Origin of the sequence: uncultured Desulfovibrio sp. (assembly GCF_944327235.1) — a bacterium.
GTDB lineage: Bacteria > Desulfobacterota > Desulfovibrionia > Desulfovibrionales > Desulfovibrionaceae > Desulfovibrio.
The window spans coordinates 44,106-64,047 of the sequence record NZ_CALVHE010000002.1 but is presented as its reverse complement, the minus strand read 5'-3'; the positions used below and the strand labels follow the sequence as shown (position 1 = coordinate 64,047).

The window sequence follows — 19,942 nt, the reverse complement described above, 5'->3', positions numbered from 1 at the left end:
GTCTGCCCCGGTGGGCGATGTCCCTTTTTCTAGAATATTCCTAGAATATTGACAAGGCGGAAAGACCGCGCCGTCCGTGCGGAAGGTCTCCCCCGCAGCGGACAAGAAAAGGGAGGCCGCGAAGCCTCCCTTTACTTGTCACCGTATGACCGCTGCCGAAGCGCGTCACGCCCCCCGAACCAGCCAACCGGGCGAACATGCCGTGTTCCCCCCGGCGTCCACGGCAAAGCTCGCCGCGCCATGCTCCGCCGCTCCGACGGCCACGCTTGCGGCCGGCAGCAGCGACAGTCCCGTGGCCAGGGCGTCCGCGAGACCGCAGCGGGCAGCCAGTACGCTGCACGAGCGCAGGCGGGAGAACTCGCCGTTGCGGGGATCGCACAAATGGCCGTCAGGTTGTTCATAGTTGCCGGACGTGGCAATGGCCTGATCACGCAGCGGCAGGATGGCGGGATAATCGCCGCGCTTTGCGGGGTCCTCCACCGCAACGATCCAGGGCCTGCCGCCGTCGGCGGTTCCACGGGCCACGATGTCGCCGCCCGCGTCCACCAGATGGTCGGGGCAGCCGCAGCGGAGCAGTTCGGCGGAAACGGCGTCCACCACCGCCCCCTTGGCGATGCCGTCCAGCGTAATGCCCATGCCCTGCCGCAACAGGCGGATGCGCCGGCCGTCCACGCGGATGGCACGGGCATCCACCAGCTCGCGCACATCACGAGGCGCCGCCGTGTCGGCCTGCGCGGCCTGCCGCCATTGCAGAAGCGGCAGCACACTGACGTCAAATTGCGGCGTGCGGGCATGAATGTCCGCCGCCAGTTCCAGCAGGGAACACAGTTCGGCGGGGGCCGCGTCGAGCGTACCCTGCCCATTGAGCACGCTCAGCGGAGAGCCGCCGTCATGGCGGTCATACAGCGAGGCCAGCCGCCGCCCGAGCGTCAGCGCACGTTCCGCGGCCTCGGAGGCCTGCGCCTGAGTGCATCCGGCAATCTGCACCCGCACGAAGGTGCCCATGAACAGCTCCGTGCGCGCATAAGGGCCGGTCTCCGGCAGGGTAAGGGCCCTGACCGGCGCGGGCAGCAGACTCATGCCGGCCAGCGCGCCGCCGCCCAGCAGCAGACCGCGCAGAAAGTCGCGCCGCCCGCACCGGGCGGCAAGGGGACGAAAAAGGGAAGTTGGCTTCAGCATGGCATTACTCCTGCGCGGACGCCTGGGGGGCGGCGGGGCTGGTCTGGGGGATAATCCCGGAGACGGGGCGGATTTCCTCCATGATGCCCCGCGTGTACCGGAAGATATGCCGCGGACAACCGGCCACGCAGGCCTCGTTGCACTCGCCGCCGTAGGAAAGACATTGCAGCTGATCAATGACGATGCGCGCGTTTTCCAGCCGTACAGCCTTGGCCGGGCAGGCCTTGACGCACTTGCAGCACTTGATGCAACCGCTGTCGCAGATGTCGGTCACGGCGCGCAGCTTGTCGCGAGTATTGCAATACACGGCCACACGGGCCCGCTTGGGCACGAGCTCCAGCACGCCGCGCGGGCAGGTCTGGACGCAGCGCCCGCAACCGATGCACTTGCGGGCATCCACCTGCACGAGCCCGTCCACGATCCGCATGGCCTCAAAGGGGCAGCCCACCACGCAGTCGCCGAAGCCGAGACAGGAATACCGGCAGTTGTCCACGCCGCCGCGCAGCATGGCGGCCGCCGCGCAGGAGGGCATCCCCTGGTACTGATAGCGCAGGGCCACATTGCCCGCCACCTTGTCGCAACGTCGCAAGGACATGAGCGGCTCGGCCTCGGACACGGTCTTGCCGGTCAGCTCGCCCACGGCGATGCTGGTCTGTGCGCCGCCGGCGCAACAACTATTGGCCGGGATCTTGGGATCATTGACCACGGCGGCGGCGTAACCTTCGCAACCGGCAAAACCGCAACCGCCGCAATTGGCTCCCGGCAGCACTTCGAGCACGGCCTCCACGCGCGGGTCCTCCTTGATGTAGAAGACGCGCGAAGCCACGGCCAGCACCACCGAGGCCAGCAGCCCCAGCCCGAAAAGGATGATGATGGATGTCGTCACCATAGCAGAATCCTCATCCGCCCGCAGGCGGCGTGTTCGGACGGCGCTACTGCGCCATACCCTTGAAGCCCATGAAGGCCAGCGACATGAGCCCGGCCATGATCAGCGCGATGGGCGTGCCTGCCAGCGCCTTGGGCAGACGGCAGGTGTCCAGACGCTCCCGGATGCCCGCCATGAGCAGCAGGGCCAGCGTGAAGCCCATGCCGGAAGCGAGGCCGTACAAGAGCGAGGTCATGAGGTCGTATTCCTCGCGCTGCACGAGGATGGCCACCCCCATGACCGCGCAGTTGGTGGTGATGAGCGGCAAAAAGATGCCCAGCGCCGCGTAGAGCGGCGGCACCATCTTCTTGAGGAACATCTCCACGAACTGCACCAGCGAGGCGATGACCACGATGAAGACGATGGTCTGCAGATAGCCGAGGCCGTAGGGCGCCAGCACGTATCTCTGCATGAGCCAGGTGCAGAGCGTGGAGACGACGATGACGAAGATCACCGCGCCGCCCATGCCCAGCGCCACGCTCTTTTCCTTGGAACAGCCCAGATAGGGGCAGTTGCCCAGATACTGCGCAAGGACGATGTTGTTGACGAAGATGGCGGCAATGAACAGCTGGAAGATTTCCATACCCGTCTCCTATCAGTCCTTCTTGTCGAGCGAACAGCACCCGCAGCCGCTGCAGCCCACGGGATCAGGCTCCCGAAGGCCCTTGCGCCGCGCCTGCCAGACATTGATGACGTTCATGCCCGCGAGGATGAGCCCCAGACAGATGAAGGCCCCCGGCGCCTGCACCATGATGCGGAAGGGCTCGAAGCCTTCCCACATGATGGGGATACCGAACCAGGTCCCGTTGCCGAGGATCTCGCGCAGCGAGCCAAGGAAGGTCAGGGACAGGGTAAAGCCCAGCCCGATGCCCAGGCCGTCGGCCACCGAAGCGGCCACGCCGTTCTTGGCGGCAAAGGCTTCGGCACGGGCCAGGATGATGCAGTTCACCACGATGAGCGGCACGAAGATACCGAGCTGCTGATAGAGCGGATAGGCATAGGCCTGCATGAGCAGCTCCACCGCCACCACCAGCGAGGCCGCGATGACGATGAAGCAGGCGATGCGCACCTTTTTGGGGATGATGCCGCGCACCATGGAGATGAGCATGTTGGAGAGCACGAGGACGAAGATGACGGCAGCCCCCATGCCCAGACCGTTATTGGCCGAGCTGGTCACGGCCAGCGTGGGACAGAGGCCCAGCACCAGCCGGAAGGGCGGCAGATCCTGCCAGAGGCCCTTGGTGAATTCGTGCATGACGCTCATGGTGCCCTCCTATTTGCCCCACGTCTTGAGGATTTCGGCCTTGAGGGCCTTGTAGACGGCGGCGGCGTTGTTGACGGCCGTCACCGCGCCGGCGGAGGAGATGGTCGCCCCGGAAACGGCGTCGATGCCGCCGCCCTGCGCCTTGAGGGCCACCGGCAGCGGCTTGCCGATGAACTGCCCGGTAAAGGCGGGTTCAGCGATGCGCATACCGAGACCGGGCGTCTCCTTGAGGTCGGTCGTGCCGATGCCCGCCAGCGTATCGTCCGCCACGTTGAAGCCGACCATGACGCCCACCGCGCCGCCGTAGCCCTTGCCCTTGTCCTCGATGGCCACCCCCACCAGCAGGCCGCCGCGCCGCGCCGGAAAGACGCGCACTTCCCGGCCGTCCGGCAGGGAAAAGGCCTTGCGGTCAGCGATGGGGTTGTTGTCCAGTCCGGTAAAGACCTTGTGGATGGCCGGCCCCTGCACATAGGTGAGCACCTGCTCCTCGATGCCCGGCGCCGTCACCATCTTGAGATAGGAAAGCGCAAAGCCGCTCAGGCCGCACAGGGCCGACAGCACAACGATCATGCGTAGGATATCGCCCATGCTAGCGCACTCCGAAAGGTTTGGGACGGATCATGTCCAGAAGCGGGGTCAGCATGTTGACCAGCAGGATGGCAAAGGGCGTACCGTCCGTGTAGACGCCGTATTTGCGTATGGCCATGACCAGCCCGCCGCCGATGAGCCCGTAGAGGAACATGGGCAGCGGACGAGACGGAGCGTTGGCGGGGTCGGTGATCAGGAAGAAACCGGCCAGCATGACCGAACCCGTGCAGAGGTGATAGAGCGGCGAGGCGTGGAGCATGGGATCGGACGCGTGGAAGATGGCCGCTATGCCCGCCACGCCGAGGAAGAAGCCCAGCGCCGAATGCCAGCGCAGTATCCCCCGCATACAGAGCAGGGAACCGCCCACAAAGAGCGCCCCGATCTGCCCGGCCCCGAGGCCGTTGATCTGACGGCCGAGCAGCAGATCCGTCAGGGGGATGTGGGCGGCCTGCTCGGCCCCGAAGAATTTGAGGCGCACCAGCGGGTCCACGAAAGTCGTCCCCAGCGAGGCGGCATTGGCGTCCATGTGCAGGGGGAAGGAGACGAAGAGCACGGCCCAGCCCACCAGGACGGTATTGACCGGATTGGCTCCCAGACCGCCGAAGGCCATCTTGCCCAACGTGATGGAGGTGACCGCGCCGAGGACGACCAGCCACCACGGGGAATCCGCCGGCAGCAGGAAGGCCAGCAGCAGCCCCGAACAGACGGCCGTCAGATCGTCCACGGCCAGCTCACGGCCCATGAGTTTCTGACAGAGAGCTTCCACCGCCACGCAGACGGCGACGCTCAAGGCCATGACGCGCACGGCGGGCAGGCCCCAGTTCCAGACGGCAAAGCAGACGGCAGGCAACAAGGCCGCCAGGATATAGAGACTTTGCCGCCGGATGCTGCGCCCGCAATGCCAGTAGGGCGGCGCGCTCATGGCCAGCAGAACGGAAGACGATGCGCTAGTCATCAGTTGCCTCCTTGGGCGGCGCCGGACGCGGCTTCACCCTGTCCGACGGGTTTCAGTTCTTCCAGACGCCGGACGGCATCGGCCTCGGCCAGCTTGTGCTTGGCCAGACGGATATACTGCAGGACGGGACGCCGCGCGATGCAGACATAGCCGCAGAGGCCGCATTCCAGACACTGTTCCACGTATTCCTTGCGGGCCCGTTCGTGCAGGGCGAACTCCGCATAGCGGCTCAGCAGGTTGGGACTCAGACGGGCGGGACAGACCAGCACGCAGGCTCCGCAGTTGATGCAGGGGCTGTGCCCTTCCATGACGGGCACGCTGCCCGCCTCCACCACAAAGACGCCCGTGGAGCCCTTGGTGACGCTGCGCGAGAGTTTCTCGATGCTCTCGCCGCGCAGCGGGCCGCCGCGTACCAGCGTATCCCCGTCCCGAAACTCGATGTTGGCGAAGGCCAGCAGCTCACCGATCATGCTGCCTTCCTTCACGATGTAGTTGCCGGAATGGGTGAAGCTGCCGATGGTGATGACCGTCTCCGTCAGCGGCAGGCCGGTCACGGCCACCCGGCCGAGACTCCAGACGTTGTGCAGTCCCACGATGCCCACGCCGTCGGGCCGTTCCTTGCCGGTCACGGCCTTGATGACCAGCGCATTGACGCTGGCCGGATAATGGGAGGGCACATGCACGATCTCCACATCATGATGCTGGAGGCGTATCTCCTTGGGCACGGCCAGCAGGATGCGCCTGGCCGGAGAGAGACGGCGCAGCATCTCCAGCCCGTTGTGCAGATTGCGCTGATGCGCCAGCAGCATGGGCTCGGCCCAGGTGACGCCCGGATCGGGGTTGAGCCCGTTGATGATGAGCGTCTCGCAGTCCTGACCGAGCGAACCGGTATTGAGGCCCAATCCCTTGAGGATGGGCACAAGCTCCCCGCCTCGCTCAGGCATGGCCAGCAGATCGACCTTCTCCACGCTCTGGGCGGCGGCGCGCAGCTCTTCGTCCGGCTCCACCGCCTCCACGAAGATGGAGCGCTCGTTGACTTCCGTTATTTTCCCGAAAATGGGCGAGAACACGTCCCCCTTGGCCGGGGAGGGATGCACCCCCAGTTTTTGGTGGGGATACACCAGCATTTTCTTGCTGATGCCCTCCAGGAGCTTGAAGCCCTCACGGTTGAGGCGCACCTGCCGCGGGCTCGGCCCCTCGCTGAATCGCTGCGTGATGCCGTAGACCAGATGGAATCGCGGATCCGGCAGCATCTGGAAAAGTTCTTTCATGCTCGCCTCACTTCGAGGTATGACACTGGGCGCACTGCCCCTTCTTGAACGGCCCCTTGCCGGCGCTCTCGTGGCAGCCCATGCACTGCTTGTGGAAAGCGTCCATGCGGCCCAGGAGCAGCTTGTCCCCACCCGCCTCATGACAGACGACGCAATCGGCATAGAGCGGCGACACCTTGCTGCGGACCTCGGCGGGCTGCTCCCGCATGGGCTTCACATCGTGGCAGGAGGCGCAGCCGTTGACCTTCTTGGCGAACAGGTCTTCGTGACAGGTCACGCAGCGGGCGTGGACGGCATCCGCCAGATTGGGCGGCGTACCGGCTTCGGCGGGCTTGTGCGTGGGAGCGACGCCGGTCTCGTGGCAGTCGGCGCAATTCTGCGGTTCAGGCTCGATCCCGGTATCCTTGTGGTGACAGTCCCGGCAATCAAGGCCCATTTCCCGGGCATGACGCTTGTGGCCCCAGTCCTTGCGGGCAAGCTCGTAATGGTGACAGGTGACGCAGGCTTCCGGGTCGTAGCGGGTAACGTGTTCCTTGCGGAACGCCGCATCAAAGGTCTGGCCGTGGCACTGCGCACAGGAACGCACGGCGGCAGGGTCCGGTTGGGGCGTCAGACTGTCATGATGACAGGTACTGCACCTCATGTCGGGCAGGGCCGCATGCGCGTTATGGTCAAAGACCACGGCGCCGCCGGCATTGGGCAGCAGGATGCGCTGCGGCGAAACCGGGGCCGCCTGCGGCATGAGCAGGGGCACAGCATAGCCCCCTATGCCGAGGACGGCCAGAACCACGACCACTATGGTCACGGGAAGATAGCGTTTTTGCAAAGCCTTGCCCCTCCTTGTCATGAATGGCGCACCCCGCCGTCATACAATGTCCCGCCGAAAGCGGAGACTCATAGGCAAACATACCAAAACGGCAACTTTTTGTGAAGCGCTCAACCCCACAAATATGCTGCTCTTTTTTTCACATTGACGCGAATCCATCCGCGCGCCGCCGCAGGCCCTTCCGCCGGCGGCTGCCGGCGATCATCAAAAAGGGGACGCATGGCGGGCGCCCCCTTTTCATCAGTACGCTGACTGCCGCACGAGCTAGCAGACGAAGCGCGGGTCCTTCTTCACTTCTTCTCGGACGATCTGGAAGAGCACCGGACTCAGGAAGAGGATACCGAAGAGGTTGGGGAAGGCCATGAGGGCATTGCAGGTATCGGCGATGAGCCACACCATGTCGAGCGCGATGACGGCGCCCACGCCCACGGCAAGGCAATACACGATGCGGAAGGCGACCTGGGCCTTGTCGCCGAAAAGGAAGATGACGCAGCGTTCGCCGTAGACGCACCAGCCGAGGGTGGTGGTGAAGGCAAAAAGGGCCAGCGCGATGCTCACGCCGTACTCCCCGAAACCTGCCAGCGTGGATCCGAAAGCCACGGCGCTGAGCTGCCCACCATTGAGCCCGCTGCTCCAAAGGGGATCGCCGGCGGCCACACCGGCGGCCACGCCGGCGGGCAGCGTTTCGGGCACAACGGCGACCAGGATCACGAAACCGGTCATGGAGCAGACGATGATGGTGTCGATGAACACGTCCAGCATGCCGATGGAGGCCTGAACCAGGGGGCTTTCCGCCGTGGAGGCCGCATGCGCCATGGGTGCCGTGCCGAGGCCGGCTTCATTGGAGAAAATGCCGCGGGCCATGCCCATCTGGATGGCCGTCATAATAGTGGCGCCCACAAAGCCGCCCTGCGCCGCGGTGGGCGTGAAGGCGTCCGTCACCACCCAGAGGAAGACGGAGGGCACGCGGTCGATGTGCAGGCCGATGATGATGAGACACATGATGATGTAGAAACCGGCCATGAAGGGCACGAGCTTGCCGGCCACGGCGCCGACGCGCTTGACGCCGCCCAGCAGCACCATCACGCACAAAATCACCAGCACCACGGCCACCAGATACTTGTTGAGGCCGAACGTGCTCACCAGGTTGCCGCATACGGCATTGGCCTGCACCATGGCGCCGGTGCCGATACAGGCGCAGGCCCCGAACACGGCGAAGCAGATGGCGAGCCAGGTCCAGTTTTTGCCCAGACCGTTCTTGATGAAGTACATGGCGCCGCCCACCCAGTTGCCGGCGGGAGTCTTTTCGCGAAAGTGCACGGAAAGCAGCACTTCGGAAAATTTGGTCATCATGCCCACGAGGGCCGTGATCCACATCCAGAACAGGGCGCCGGGCCCCCCGATGGCGATGGCCGTGGCCACGCCCACGATGTTGCCGGTGCCGATGTCGGCGGCGATGGCGGTCATAAGCGCGTTCCAGGGCGATATCTCCCCGTGTTCGGACTTGTGATCCCGACCGTCCCACAGACATTTATACGCGCGGATCCAGTTGCGGAACGAGTAAAACTTGAGGCCGAAATTGAGATACAGGCCCGTACCGACCAGCAGTACGAGCATGATGGGACCCCAGACGATACTTTGCAATGATTTCAAAAGATCAACCAAAAATTCCACAGCCGCCTCCTCATAGCAGCGTTTCCGACCTTGCGGTCGTGGTTTCGGGGGGCGTTGCCGCCCAGCCGCGGACCAGACGAACGCCGTTCCCAGCCGAAACGGCAGTCCGCTCTTTCGGGGTAGCAAATTTTCGTGCAGGAGGCAAAGAAAATATCTCTCATGCATATTTTTTTTCTGCCAAATCACAAATTTGCGTCGCATTTTTCAGGGATATGAAATGATTGGTCGTTCAACCAGTGCATGATTCAAACTTTATTAAAAAAGAAATTTTGAACAAATCATTTTATTCAAGACGATTATTAGAGAACAAAATAACAAAATCATATTATAATATTATTATTCAAGAAAAATTTTAGCCATATTTTCGTCTATTGCAGTAATACAACAGTATCCACTTTACGGAAGCAGAAGACTACCGCAGACGAGCTTTCCGCGCGGCCCTCCTTTCAGGCATACATGCAGAGGCTTCACCCTCAGTTGAATTTTTTTAAGGCCCCACTACGGCGGGAACGACCCTCCGTCTCCGCCTCCTCCTCAGCAAACCATCCCGCAAGTCCGCCGGCCATCTTCCCAGGCAAGGAATCTCACCGCGATCTGCCGACAGAGGGTCTCTCCGCGTCACGTCCGAACATTAGCGGTGCTGGAGATGGCAAAGCAAACTGGACATGCCGCGTTGCTTCCGCTATATGTCATAGTCGTAAAGTACGGCATCCCCATGCAGACCTCAGACAACACCCTGATGCGACTCTGCTGAAACGTCGAGAGGCGGCATCACTTCCTAGGTAGAAAGGAGCTCATACGTGCAAACTAATCCCCTGTTTTTGGGCACCCCTCTGGATCTTCGCAGAGCGTTCCACTATGACATCAATTATCTGTGCGACTTCCTCGCAGCGCTTCCCCTGCCGGTATGCCCACTGCGGGTAGGAAAAGCCTGGCGGAGGCTGAGCCACATCGAGTTGCGCCATGACGTGGACCTCTGCCTGCAGTCGGCGCTGGCCATGGCCGTTGTCGAACAACGTCACGGGTTCGCTTCAAGTTATTATTTCCTCCCGCCTGACGGCATCACTCAAAAACGCAATTACTTTGGTTCGGTCGAGAAGGACCGCATCCGAGTCTCCCGGCGCTTCATCGAAAAGGCGCTGGCCATCCAGGAAATGGGGCATGAAGTGGGCCTGCATAACGATCTTATCCCTTTGGCCGCAGCCACCGGAGTCCCCATTGCCGAACTGCTGGCCGGCCTGCTGGACGAACTGCGTACACACGGACTTCACGTCACCGGTACTGCCTCACACGGCTCTCCCCTGTGCAGACGATACGGTTTCATCAATTATGAAATCTTCGAGAGAGAGAGAGAGAGAGAGAGAGAGAGAGAGAGAGACGGGTCGTTCAAATTGATGGAAAAACGGTGTCCATCCCCAGCCTGAACATGCGGGATTTTGGCCTCGACTATGAGGCATACTTCAGGCCTCGTGATCTCACCATCTCCGATTCCGGCAATAATCTGCAAGTTTTCATTCCCGGTAAAGAACCGCAAAAACTCACATCCACCAATCTCAAACACCATATCCTTTCCCGAGACCTGCCTGGCAAAGAAATGCCTATCACCATACAGGTCCTCATCCATCCCGACCATTGGTGTCCTATCTGTACGGCCAATGTTACACATGTCAAAGATTGTCTCGACAACATGCAGGCCATATTTCTCAATAGAAGACTTCAAGAAAGAAGATTCCTGATACGCAGCAGAAAAAATATCCTCTACCATTGCGCTATGGATGCCGTCTCGTCCTATGAAGTATTCTACAGTACAGAAGCCTTCCACTTCTCGGGACAACGCGCATGGCTGGACATGCTTACGCCGCATCTGCGCCCCACCATCCACACGGTGCTTGAACTGGGCTGCGGACAGGGCGAACTGCTGGCGCTTGTCATGCGCTCGCTGGGCGCGACAGGTGGCGGGCCACGCCTCGGCGTCGGCGTGGACGCCTCCTATGCCGCCATTGCGGACTGCGCCGTTCGCTATCCCCATCTGCGCTGGGCGCATAGCCCTTGCGAAGATTTCATCGACAAACTGCTCGCGCGGGCGGAGGAGGTCAGCGCTATCCCGCCCCGCTTCGATCTCATCCTCGACAAGACAGGCATGACGGCCATCCCGGACTTCCCCACCGCCTTTGCCTTGCTGAAAAAACTCTCGTACTGCCTGGCCCCCGGAGGCCGCTACATCTATATGGCATCGCCCGGTTTTTACGAGCGCCGCTATGCCGACAAGGCTCTGTGGCCGCTCTCCTGGCTGGAGATATGTCAGCGGGTGTTCCCTCATGCGCGCTGTCTCGGGAGCAACGGCGCCCTGCTCTACGAATTTGCCAATGAACCTCTTCCGGCGCGGAACGCGTGATGCAAGACAGCGCAGGCGGTGGATCGCGCCGCCTGCCGGGCCGGGCATCCATCCACGATCCGGGATGAGACCTCCGAATACATGCGCACAAAAAAACGCCCGCAAAGCGGGCGTTTTGTTTTGGCTGTCGCGATACGCGAGAACAACCTTTCCAAACAAAAAGCGCTCCCGCAGGGGAGCGCCGGAACACTATCTTTCCACGGCAAAGATATTGCGGAACAAAAGCTCGCCGTCGGCCTTCTTCACCTCTATGATGACCTGACTGTTTTCCAGCTTGCCCACGGAACGGGGAAGACGGGACACCATGACCGCGCGCTTGAAACGGCTGATGCGGAAATCCCCCACATCATCCGGCTCAAAACTCACGGCGTGCTGCTGCCCGTCGGCCGTCAGCAGCGTTACCTCCACCACGCCGGAGACCACCTTCTGCCGCTCGGTATTACGCAGGTCGAGCGAGACGCGCAGGCGCCCGTTGCCCAGAGAGCGGGCCCGGACATTGAGCACCTTGACCAGATCTGAGGATACGGCGGGGAACTCCGCATGGCCCGGCCCTTCGCTCGGCTGCTTCAGGGCCTGCTCCATCTCCTTCTGCACCTCGGCGCTCTCCTCCGGTTCGACGGACGCCGTGGCTTCGGAATGACCGACCAGTCGATGGGCCAGCAGACGCCGCCCGTCGACATTCTGTTCCTTGAGCAGGATCTCGAGATTTTCCAGCCGTTCGGCGGTGGCCTCGGCCTCAAGCAGCGCCCGTTCGAGCCGGACCTGCTCCGCTTCGAGCGCGATATTGCTCCGCCAGAGCTGGAAGGACCACCACCCCAGGCCACCGGCGAGCAGCGGGAAGCAGAACAGACAGATCATGAAGACATAGAACCGCCCCCGGCGCACCCGCAGAGTACGCCGGGCGCCATCGTCACTCATCAGTATGAGGCTCAGTCGCGTATCGTTGCTCATGCCTAGCGTGCGGGCGGTTCGGCCGCCCAATCCTCACGGGCGATGCGCCAGCTCGTCCCGTCGTATTCCAGCAGCAGGGTCTTGGTCCCCCGGTCGCTCATGCCCTTGCTGTCGGCATAGTTCTGCATCATGTCGGCCCGCAGGCCCTTCTTGTCCAATGAGAAGCGCATACCGCTGAGCTGCACCAGCGTGGGGGTGACGCGCTGCCAGAGGTTCTGCTTCTGCTGCCGCAGGAAGCGCGCTCCGCGCCGTCCCTGTTGCAGGGCGTCGGGGGTATAACATTCCATGTAGGCGTCCAGATCGGCCTTTTCCCAGGCTGCGCGCCAGCGTTCCAGCATGGCGCTGGCCTCGCCGCTGGCGGTTTCCAGATAGACCATGGACAATCCGTGTTCGCCGGGCGTCCAGCGGCTGGCGACCAGACGAAAGACGCCATCCTCGCCGCGCTGCCACCAGAGTTCCCGCAGGCCCTCCTCGATGCCGCGCTGACCGACGAAAAGCACCGGCAAACGGCAAAGAGCGGTCTGTCCGTCCACAGACCACTCCTGCGCGCCGGGGTACACGCGCAGCCAGGGCGAGCGCAGCAGGCGCTGCCGTTCGCGGCGCTCCTGACCGAGGCTCAGACCGCGCGGCAGGCCCGCCGTCTTGTTGAAACGCTTGGCGTCGTAATAGCCGCTTTCCAGCGCCTCGGCCCGCGTATCCCGCTCGGCAAAGGCCGAGAGCCAGGCGGAAGCCCGCGCCGCAAGTTCCTCACGCAGGGACGGCGTCAGCTCCAGTGCCGGGGGCGGCGGAGGGGTGGCCGCTTCCGGCGCGGCGGGCGTGGGCGCGACCTCAGGTCCCCGCGCCTCATCGGCCGCGAGGGTCTCCGGCGTCGTCTCGGCGGGGGCCGCCGCTTGCTGCGGCGTCTCCACGGCAGGGGCCTCGTCGCTCCCCGTCAGGGAAAGCTCCCGCTCATCCGGGCGCAGCGTATCGAGCGCGCTCCCGCCGCCCCAGTTGATCTCTCCGGTGATCTGCGTCGGCTGGTTGCGCGGCACGAGCGCATCCGCCGCCAACAGGCGTTCCTGTTCGCCGCCCGCCGCCGTCGCGGCGGCTTTCTCGTCCGCGGCGCTTTCCGGCATGTCCAGCGCGGGCCGGGAAGGACCTTCGCTGCCGTCGCTCATGACCGGCAAGGCCTGCGCGATGAGCTTGCCCTGCTTGAATTCGGCCAGCATACCCATATCCCGCGGCGTCCACTCCATGCCGACGATGCGGAATTCGCCCTTGTCGTCCTTCTGCCAGTACAGCCGCCGTACCCCCTCGGTCGAGAGGTTGGAGGCCGTATAGAACTGTTCCGACCAGGTGACCCAGTAGCCGGGCCCCTGCAATACATGGATATCCCGGTTGATGATCTTGATGAACGAGAGCATCTTGAACAGACGCTGCTTGTTCTGACGGAACCTGCCGAAATCCTCGGTCGCCTTGCTGTAGGCCGCGCCGTCATAAAAATCGAACATCTTTTCCGAACGGGCGGCCCAGGCGTCGCTCCACTGCTGCATACGGTGACGCAGATAACGGGCCGTGCCGTCATCCCGCTGCGGCACGTTGTTTTCATCCACCGCGTGCGCCAGCACCACCGCGGTGCCGGGCACGAGGCTCGGCCCCACCGTGTCGATGTCCTGCAGCCCGATGGCCACACAGCCGCGCGTATCGCGCGGGAAGATGCCGAATCCCTTGCTGTGGATCCAGATGCCGTGACCGGTCTTGCCCCGCAGCCTGTCCACGGGATTGGGATAGTTCAGGGTATAGGCGACGCCGCCGTACTCCGCGAAATCCAGTCCGCTGGCGATCTTGTACTCGACGAAATAGATGCCCTCGGGCGTGCGCTTGTCGTTGATGACCTGTTTGTCGCCGGGGACCTGCCCGGTGGTGCAGGGGAAGGTGTACTTGAGACGCAGCGGGCTCTTGCGCTCGAAAAACAGAAAGGACTGACGGTGCTTGTCCACCGCCACAAGATGCGAAGGCAGGCCCTCGTCGACCAGAGGGGCCTGCCAGTTGTCGGCGTAGGCAGGGAACGCCAGACTCAGCCCCAGACACCCGGCGGCCAGCAGGCGACAAAGCCCTTTTGCGGCCGTAAGGCAACGGGGAGAGGGGCCGGCGTCCTTCCTAGCGGGCCAGTTCCACGAGTTCCTTGCGTGTGAACAGCGCCCGCAGGTCATAGCCCGCGTCACGGAGTTTTTCACGACCCCCCTCCTCACGATCCAGAATGGCGCACACGGCCACGATCTCCATACCCGCATCACGCACCCGGTCGCAGGCCTTGAGCAGAGACCCGCCCGTGGTCACGACATCCTCCAGCATGGCGACCCGGTCGCCGGGAGCGAAGTTGCCGAGCCCCTCCACATATTGTCCGGTACCGTGCCCCTTGGCTTCCTTGCGCACGAGCATACCGTGCAGGGGACGGCCCAGCGTATGCGAAATGACCGTGGTGGCGGAGACCAGCGGATCCGCGCCCATGGTCATGCCGCCCACCCCGACGATGGGCAGGTCGGCAAGCAGATGATTGAAGAGGGAGCCGATGAGCCACGAACCTTCGGCATGGAGGGCCGTGACGCGACAGTCGAAATAATAATCGCTGCGACGGCCGGAAGCGAGGACGAAGTCTCCCTCACGGTAGGACTTTTCCACCAGCAGGCGCGCCAGACGCCGCTTGAGCTGCATCATGTCATCCGTCATGGCTTACTCCTGACGGCCAAGGACGCGAGCATAGATGTCGTCCTCATGCCGCAGATAGAATGCGGGATCGAACAGTCCGTCCGCCGCTTTTTCGTCAAGCTGCGCGCCCAGCCGTTCCCGCATGGCGGCATCCGCGCGCACCAGTTCGGGGAAGGGACGGCGGCTTTCCCAGCTCTGCATGGCCAGACGCTGCACGGCCTCGTATGCCTGCTGGCGCGGCATACCGGTGGCGATGAGCGCCGTCAGCACGCGCTGCGAGAAGTAGAGACCGAAGGAGCGGTCCATATTTTCCTGCATACGGTCGGGCTTCACCACCAGACCGTCCAGCAGACGGGCCAGCCGGTTGAGGATGTAGTCCGCAAGGATGGTGGAGTCGGGCATGATGACGCGCTCCACCGAGGAGTGGCTGATGTCCCGCTCGTGCCAGAGGGCCTGGTTCTCCAGCGAGGCCAGCGCGTTGCCGCGCAGCAGACGGGCCAGACCGCACATGTTCTCGGCGGAGATGGGGTTCTTCTTGTGGGGCATGGCCGAGGAACCTTTCTGGCCCTTGCCGAAGCCTTCTTCCACTTCCAGCACTTCGGTACGCTGGAGATGGCGCAGCTCCACGCAGAGGCGTTCCACGCCGCCCGCCAGGATGGCCAGCGAGGTGAAGAAGTGGGCGTAGCGGTCGCGCTGCACGATCTGGGTGGAATGCGGGTCCACTTCCAGCCCGAGGCGCTTGAGCGCCCCGGCTTCCAGCTCCGGCGAAAGGAAGGCGTAGGTGCCCACCGCGCCGGAGAGCTTGCCCACACGCACGCTTTCCAGTCCGGCCTTCACCCGCTCCAGATGCCGGGCGAACTCGGCGTAAAAGCCCACCATCTTGAGCCCGAAGCTCGTGGGCTCGGCGTGGATGCCGTGGGTACGGCCCATGCAGAGGACGCCCTTGTACTTTTCGGCCAGACGCCGCAGCGAGGCCAGCAGCATGTCCATGTCCGCCAGGATGAGCTTGCCCGCCTGAAGGAAGAGATAGCCGTTGGCCGTATCCACGATGTCGGACGACGTGCAGCCCAGATGGATGTAACGGGCTTCCGGCCCGATCTTCTCTTCCAGCGAGGTCAGGAAGGCGATGACGTCGTGGCGGGTCGTCTGTTCGATCTCCTGGATGCGGTCCACGTCGATGACGGCCTTGCGGCGGATGACCTCCACCGCCTCGGCGGGGATGCGGCCCAGTTCGGCCCAGCCTTCACATACCGCAAGCTCCACTTCCAGCCAGGCGCGGTAGCGATTCTCCAGTGTCCAGATTTGGCCCATCTCCGGGCGGGTGTAGCGATCGATCATGGAACAATACCTATGCGGACGGCGAGGTTTGCGTGCCTGATGCGGGCGAGGCGGCGGGGGCGGCGGAATCTCCGCCGGAGGACGACTTCGTGTCCGTGGCGGAGCTGCCGCCCTCCTCCTTGATGCCCTTGCGGTAGCCGTAGTCGCTGACGTACCAGCCGCCGCCCTTGAGGACGAAGGACGTATGAGAGATCATGCGCGGCGACAGCGCGCCGCAGCGGGGACAGGGTTCCTCGCCATGCGCCTGCGAGAGGGAGACCATCTCTTCAAACACATGCTGACACTTGGGGCACTGATATTCGTAAATGGGCATAACAGACGCCAATAGCGGCCAGAACAGCCCGCAAGGGCTGTCGGCCGTAGAAAAAAGTTGTCTCCGGGATGCGGCAGACCGCCTCTGCGCCCCGCGAGGGTCCGGGCCGTGCCCGCAGCCCCCGCCAAAACGCTTCGACATGCGGCCTTTGCAACGACTGCGCTGCCCGCGCGGCGGAAATGCTCATGCTTTCCGCCTGCCCGGGTGCGGGCGTCCGCTCCCGCGTCCGCCGGAGCGGCCACGCTTCACGAGTGCGGCCGCTCTAAAGCATTTTCAGTTTGGAACGCTTTGCGCTCCAAACCATACGGCCTGTCGTTCCGCGGGAAAAACGCCTTTTTCCCGCTTGGTCCTGGCCGGGCGGCGCTGTGCCGTCGCCTTGCGTTCCGCCTTTTCTCAAAGGCAAAACGCTTTAATTCTTGGCGGCAGCCTTGGCTTCGCGCACGCGCTGCTTGAGACGCTGGGCGCGGCGATGACGGCGGCGATCCAGTTCTTTCTTGCGCTCGATCTTCTTGTGAGCCATGAGTTCCTCCAGCATGGGGTATTCCCCAGTTTGATGTATCGGCATCCCATAGCCTGTTTTTCGCGCAAAGTCCAGCCTCCGCCGCCGGGACGGGACTCAGCGTCCGGCGCGCGGCCGGATGCGGGCGTAGACCAGCAGGCAGAAGGCGCAGAGCAGGGCCATGCCCACATACATGCCCCGGTAGCCGGTGAGCGGCTGGAGCAGGCCCAGCGCCGCCGGACCGAAGCCCACGGCGATGTCCATGAAGATATAGTATGTGGAGTTGGCCAGCCCCACATGCTCGGCCGGAGAGGCCTGCACGGCGATGGTCAGGCCGCAGGACTGCAGCACGCCGATGCCCGCCCCGATGCACGCCCCGGAAAGCAGCATGAGCAGACTGCCGTTGCAGCCGGCCAGCAGCAGGATGCCCACGGCGAGCACGACTATGGCCGGATACATGACATGGTCCGGTCCGTGCCGGTCAAAGATCCTCCCCGCGACGGGGCGCGTCACCAGCATGGCCGCCGAATAGACGATGAAGAAAACGCTGGCCGTCGCGGCAAGGGAAAGCTCCTTGGCATACGGGGTGAGGAAGGTCAGGATGCTGGAATACGCCACGTAGATGAGGAAGGCCAGCCAGCTCACGGGCAGGGCGCGGGGCTCCAGGAAATTGCGCCACAAGGGACGGATGAAGATGACCCCGGCATGGCTTGGCCCGCCCTGCCAGAGGGAACGGGAACACATGGCCGAGACGAGGCTCAGGCAGGCGAAGAAGATGCAGAGCGAAAAATGCAGATCGAAGGAGCCGCTGCGCAGCAGGGAGACGCCGATGAACGGGCCTACCGCCGCGGAAAGGGCATTGCTCAGCATGTAGTAGCCGAGCCCTTCGCCGCGCCGAGCTTCCGGCACCATGCGGGAAACGATGGTCCCCAGCGCCGTGGACGCCGCGCCGTACGCACAGCCGTGCAGGAAGCGGACGACCAGCAGCGGCAGGAGCGCTCCGGTCACGAAATACGTCACCGAGAACAGGAGATCGCTGCCGATACCCACCAGCGCAATGGCCCGATGCCCCCAGGTCTGCATGAAGGCCCCGGCGAACAGGCGCGCCACCAGCGCCCCCACGATGAACATGCCGCTGGCCGCGCCGGCCAGTGCCGGGGCCGCGCCGAACGTGGTCATGGCGTAATCGGCCATGACCACTATCAGCATGAAATAATTTATCATCAGGAAGAAATTGGCCAGGGTGATCGCCACAAAGTCCTTGGTCCAGAGACGGGTATCGGCGCTCATATTGCCTCCTCACCGGCACGTTTCGCCCACTATACGGCAATGCTTCGGGATTGCTTGCGGTATTTGACAAAAGTGTGACGAGCGTCACAAAATGACGCACGTATCCACGCTTTTGTGACCACCATCACAGAGCGGGATGCCGTCCTGTGGTCAAGTGGGACATCACTTCCCTCAAGGAGAAGAGCCATGTTTTGCAATCAATGTGAACAGACCGCCAAGGGCAAGGGCTGCACGGTCCTCGGCGTGTGTGGAAAGACCGCCGCGGTGGCGGCGCAACAGGACGAACTCGTGGCCGGTCTGCGCCGCCTGGCCGATGTGGCCCTGGCCGCCCGCGCCGCCGGGGTGACGGATGTCGCCGTGGACGACTTTGCCTTCAAGGCGCTGTTCTCCACCCTGACCAACGTCAATTTCGACCCCGACGCCCTGACCGCCCTACAGGAAGCCTGCATGACGCGGACGCGCGGTCTGGCGCGCGCGGCAGGTCTCCCCGAGCCGCCGTCGGACTGGAAGACCTTCATAGCCGGTCTGCCCACGGGCACGGATGCCTTTGCCGATAACGAGGATGTGCGTTCGGCCATGCAGCTGCTGCTCTACGGTCTCAAGGGCGTGGCCGCCTATGCCGATCATGCGGCCGTGCTCGGCCGCCGGGACCCCGCTGTGGCGACCTTCCTCTATCAGGGCCTCGTGGCCGGTACGCCGCTGGCTGACGACAGTCCCGATCTCAACGGCTGGCTGGAGCTGCTCATGGAATGCGGCAAGACCAACCTGCGCGCCATGGAGCTGCTGGAAGACGGCAATACAGGGACCTTCGGCCACCCCTCGCCCACGCCGGTCTCGCTGGGACAGCGCAAGGGCAAGGCCATCCTCGTCTCCGGGCACGACCTGGCCGACCTGGCCGCCCTGCTCGAACAGACGGCCGGTACCGGCATCAACATCTATACGCATGGCGAGATGCTGCCCGCCCACGGCTACCCCGCCCTCAGGGCCCATCCCCATCTGGCCGGACACTACGGCACGGCCTGGCAGAACCAGCAGAAGGAACTCCCCGCCTTCCCCGGCGCGGTGCTCTTCACCACCAACTGCATCCAGGACCCGCGCGGCTACGCGGACAAGGTATTCACCTCCGGCAATGTGGGCTGGCCGAGCCTGACGCACTGTACGGACCGCGACTTTTCCGCCGTCATCCGCAAGGCGCAGGCGCTGCCCGGTTTTGCCGAAGACGTGCCGGGCAAGAGCGTGCTGACCGGTTTTGGCCGACAGACCCTGCTCGGCGCGGCTCCCGCCGTGCTGGACGCCGTCAAGGCGGGCAAGCTGCGCCACATCTTCCTAGTGGGCGGTTGCGACGGCGCGCGTGCCGGTCGCAACTATTACACGGAACTGGTGGAGAAGATCCCCGCCGACTGCCTTGTCCTGACGCTGGCCTGCGGCAAGTTCCGCTTCTTCGACAAGGACCTCGGCAGCATCGGGGACCTGCCCCGCCTGCTCGACGTGGGTCAGTGCAATGATGCCTACGCGGCCGTACGCACGGCCCTTGCGCTGGCCGAGGCCCTGGATCGCGGCGTCAACGATCTGCCGCTGTCCCTCATCCTGTCGTGGTACGAGCAGAAGGCCGTCAGCATCCTGCTGACCCTGCTGGCCCTCGGCGTCAGGAACATGCGGCTCGGACCGAGCCTGCCGGCTTTCATGTCGCCCAACATCCTCAACCTGCTGGTCGAAAAATGGGGCATCGCTCCCATCAGCAGCCCGGAAGAAGACCTCAAGGCCATCCTGGGCTGATTTCCCCCCA

General features: G+C 63.6%; 19 protein-coding genes. 3 read left to right on the top strand and 16 right to left on the bottom strand.

Translation table 11 applies throughout. The features are described from left to right. Positions 1-165: 165 nt before the first annotated feature. The 9 genes from Q0K00_RS00820 to Q0K00_RS00780 all read right to left on the bottom strand — a co-directional run bounded on the left by Q0K00_RS00820 (position 166) and on the right by Q0K00_RS00780 (position 8,625). On the bottom strand, positions 166-1,179 hold the full coding sequence (locus Q0K00_RS00820) for an FAD:protein FMN transferase (protein WP_297226665.1): 1,014 nt from the start codon (positions 1,177-1,179) through the stop codon (positions 166-168). A gap of 4 nt (positions 1,180-1,183) precedes the next feature. Then, positions 1,184-2,068 carry an RnfABCDGE type electron transport complex subunit B gene (gene rnfB, locus Q0K00_RS00815; protein WP_297226664.1) on the bottom strand — a complete coding sequence of 295 codons (885 nt, stop codon included), beginning with the start codon at positions 2,066-2,068 and terminating at the stop codon, positions 1,184-1,186. A 43-nt stretch (positions 2,069-2,111) separates the two neighbouring features. Then, positions 2,112-2,687 (bottom strand): electron transport complex protein RnfA, encoded by a 576-nt coding sequence (locus tag Q0K00_RS00810; protein ID WP_297226663.1) that lies wholly within the window; start codon positions 2,685-2,687, stop codon positions 2,112-2,114. A 12-nt stretch (positions 2,688-2,699) separates the two neighbouring features. Next, positions 2,700-3,368 (bottom strand): electron transport complex subunit RsxE, encoded by a 669-nt coding sequence (locus tag Q0K00_RS00805; protein ID WP_297226662.1) that lies wholly within the window; start codon positions 3,366-3,368, stop codon positions 2,700-2,702. Between the two features lie 9 nt (positions 3,369-3,377). Continuing rightward, positions 3,378-3,956 (bottom strand): RnfABCDGE type electron transport complex subunit G, encoded by a 579-nt coding sequence (gene rnfG / locus Q0K00_RS00800; RefSeq protein WP_297226661.1) that lies wholly within the window; start codon positions 3,954-3,956, stop codon positions 3,378-3,380. Position 3,957: 1 nt separating this feature from the next. Beyond that, positions 3,958-4,911, bottom strand: a complete 954-nt coding sequence (locus Q0K00_RS00795) for an RnfABCDGE type electron transport complex subunit D (protein WP_297226660.1) — start codon at positions 4,909-4,911, stop codon at positions 3,958-3,960. Next, complete coding sequence (locus Q0K00_RS00790; RefSeq protein WP_297226659.1) at positions 4,911-6,182, bottom strand: 4Fe-4S dicluster domain-containing protein; 1,272 nt, start codon at positions 6,180-6,182, stop codon at positions 4,911-4,913. Before Q0K00_RS00790 ends, Q0K00_RS00795 begins: the two co-directional genes overlap by 1 nt. Positions 6,183-6,189: 7 nt before the next feature. Next, complete coding sequence (locus Q0K00_RS00785) at positions 6,190-7,008, bottom strand: cytochrome c3 family protein (protein WP_297226658.1); 819 nt, start codon at positions 7,006-7,008, stop codon at positions 6,190-6,192. A 264-nt stretch (positions 7,009-7,272) separates the two neighbouring features. Further along, entirely contained in the window at positions 7,273-8,625 is a 1,353-nt protein-coding gene (locus Q0K00_RS00780; RefSeq protein ID WP_297226694.1) for a sodium:alanine symporter family protein, read from the bottom strand. Between the two features lie 857 nt (positions 8,626-9,482). On the opposite strand from Q0K00_RS00780, the gene Q0K00_RS00775 reads away from it, so the two are divergent. Together Q0K00_RS00775 and Q0K00_RS00770 are read left to right on the top strand one after the other, a co-directional pair. Beyond that, a complete protein-coding gene (locus tag Q0K00_RS00775; protein ID WP_297226657.1) occupies positions 9,483-10,106 on the top strand; it encodes a hypothetical protein in 624 nt (207 codons plus the stop codon). A gap of 347 nt (positions 10,107-10,453) precedes the next feature. After that, positions 10,454-11,077, top strand: coding sequence for a class I SAM-dependent methyltransferase (locus tag Q0K00_RS00770; RefSeq protein WP_297226656.1), 624 nt, complete (start codon positions 10,454-10,456; stop codon positions 11,075-11,077). Positions 11,078-11,266: 189 nt separating this feature from the next. Here the strand turns inward: Q0K00_RS00770 and Q0K00_RS00765 are convergent, their stop codons facing one another. From Q0K00_RS00765 to Q0K00_RS00735, 7 genes are all read right to left on the bottom strand, one after another. Next, positions 11,267-12,028 (bottom strand): hypothetical protein, encoded by a 762-nt coding sequence (locus Q0K00_RS00765; RefSeq protein ID WP_297226655.1) that lies wholly within the window; start codon positions 12,026-12,028, stop codon positions 11,267-11,269. A gap of 2 nt (positions 12,029-12,030) precedes the next feature. After that, positions 12,031-14,244 (bottom strand): L,D-transpeptidase family protein, encoded by a 2,214-nt coding sequence (locus Q0K00_RS00760; RefSeq protein WP_297226654.1) that lies wholly within the window; start codon positions 14,242-14,244, stop codon positions 12,031-12,033. Further along, positions 14,168-14,725, bottom strand: a complete 558-nt coding sequence (gene pyrE / locus Q0K00_RS00755) for an orotate phosphoribosyltransferase (protein WP_297226693.1) — start codon at positions 14,723-14,725, stop codon at positions 14,168-14,170. Before pyrE ends, Q0K00_RS00760 begins: the two co-directional genes overlap by 77 nt. Before the next feature lie 15 nt (positions 14,726-14,740). Next, positions 14,741-16,054, bottom strand: a complete 1,314-nt coding sequence (gene purB / locus Q0K00_RS00750; protein WP_297226653.1) for an adenylosuccinate lyase — start codon at positions 16,052-16,054, stop codon at positions 14,741-14,743. Between the two features lie 10 nt (positions 16,055-16,064). Further along, on the bottom strand, positions 16,065-16,367 hold the full coding sequence (locus Q0K00_RS00745) for a zinc ribbon domain-containing protein (protein WP_297226652.1): 303 nt from the start codon (positions 16,365-16,367) through the stop codon (positions 16,065-16,067). A gap of 409 nt (positions 16,368-16,776) precedes the next feature. Further along, the gene (locus Q0K00_RS00740; protein ID WP_297226696.1) at positions 16,777-16,932 is read right to left on the bottom strand and encodes a hypothetical protein; all 156 of its coding nucleotides are present in this window, start codon (positions 16,930-16,932) and stop codon (positions 16,777-16,779) included. A 51-nt stretch (positions 16,933-16,983) separates the two neighbouring features. Then, the gene (locus tag Q0K00_RS00735; protein ID WP_297226651.1) at positions 16,984-18,156 is read right to left on the bottom strand and encodes an MFS transporter; all 1,173 of its coding nucleotides are present in this window, start codon (positions 18,154-18,156) and stop codon (positions 16,984-16,986) included. 186 nt (positions 18,157-18,342) lie between these two features. On the opposite strand from Q0K00_RS00735, the gene hcp reads away from it, so the two are divergent. Further along, positions 18,343-19,932 carry a hydroxylamine reductase gene (hcp, locus tag Q0K00_RS00730; RefSeq protein WP_297226650.1) on the top strand — a complete coding sequence of 530 codons (1,590 nt, stop codon included), beginning with the start codon at positions 18,343-18,345 and terminating at the stop codon, positions 19,930-19,932. The last annotated feature ends 10 nt before the right edge of the window (positions 19,933-19,942 follow it).

Excerpts from the sequence above, each read along its gene's own strand:
- Q0K00_RS00795 (WP_297226660.1), bottom strand. The coding sequence starts at position 4,911 with ATGACTAGCGCATCGTCTTCCGTTCTGCTGGCCATGAGCGCGCCGCCC.
- Q0K00_RS00745 (WP_297226652.1), bottom strand. The coding sequence starts at position 16,367 with ATGCCCATTTACGAATATCAGTGCCCCAAGTGTCAGCATGTGTTTGAA.
- Q0K00_RS00780 (WP_297226694.1), bottom strand. The coding sequence starts at position 8,625 with ATGCTCGTACTGCTGGTCGGTACGGGCCTGTATCTCAATTTCGGCCTC.
- Q0K00_RS00740 (WP_297226696.1), bottom strand. The coding sequence starts at position 16,932 with ATGCCGATACATCAAACTGGGGAATACCCCATGCTGGAGGAACTCATG.
- Q0K00_RS00735 (WP_297226651.1), bottom strand. The coding sequence starts at position 18,156 with ATGAGCGCCGATACCCGTCTCTGGACCAAGGACTTTGTGGCGATCACC.
- Q0K00_RS00805 (WP_297226662.1), bottom strand. The coding sequence starts at position 3,368 with ATGAGCGTCATGCACGAATTCACCAAGGGCCTCTGGCAGGATCTGCCG.
- pyrE (WP_297226693.1), bottom strand. The coding sequence starts at position 14,725 with ATGATGCAGCTCAAGCGGCGTCTGGCGCGCCTGCTGGTGGAAAAGTCC.
- Q0K00_RS00820 (WP_297226665.1), bottom strand. The coding sequence starts at position 1,179 with ATGCTGAAGCCAACTTCCCTTTTTCGTCCCCTTGCCGCCCGGTGCGGG.
- Q0K00_RS00765 (WP_297226655.1), bottom strand. The coding sequence starts at position 12,028 with ATGAGCAACGATACGCGACTGAGCCTCATACTGATGAGTGACGATGGC.
- purB (WP_297226653.1), bottom strand. The coding sequence starts at position 16,054 with ATGATCGATCGCTACACCCGCCCGGAGATGGGCCAAATCTGGACACTG.
- Q0K00_RS00770 (WP_297226656.1), top strand. The coding sequence starts at position 10,454 with ATGGATGCCGTCTCGTCCTATGAAGTATTCTACAGTACAGAAGCCTTC.
- rnfG (WP_297226661.1), bottom strand. The coding sequence starts at position 3,956 with ATGGGCGATATCCTACGCATGATCGTTGTGCTGTCGGCCCTGTGCGGC.
- Q0K00_RS00810 (WP_297226663.1), bottom strand. The coding sequence starts at position 2,687 with ATGGAAATCTTCCAGCTGTTCATTGCCGCCATCTTCGTCAACAACATC.
- rnfB (WP_297226664.1), bottom strand. The coding sequence starts at position 2,068 with ATGGTGACGACATCCATCATCATCCTTTTCGGGCTGGGGCTGCTGGCC.
- Q0K00_RS00790 (WP_297226659.1), bottom strand. The coding sequence starts at position 6,182 with ATGAAAGAACTTTTCCAGATGCTGCCGGATCCGCGATTCCATCTGGTC.
- hcp (WP_297226650.1), top strand. The coding sequence starts at position 18,343 with ATGTTTTGCAATCAATGTGAACAGACCGCCAAGGGCAAGGGCTGCACG.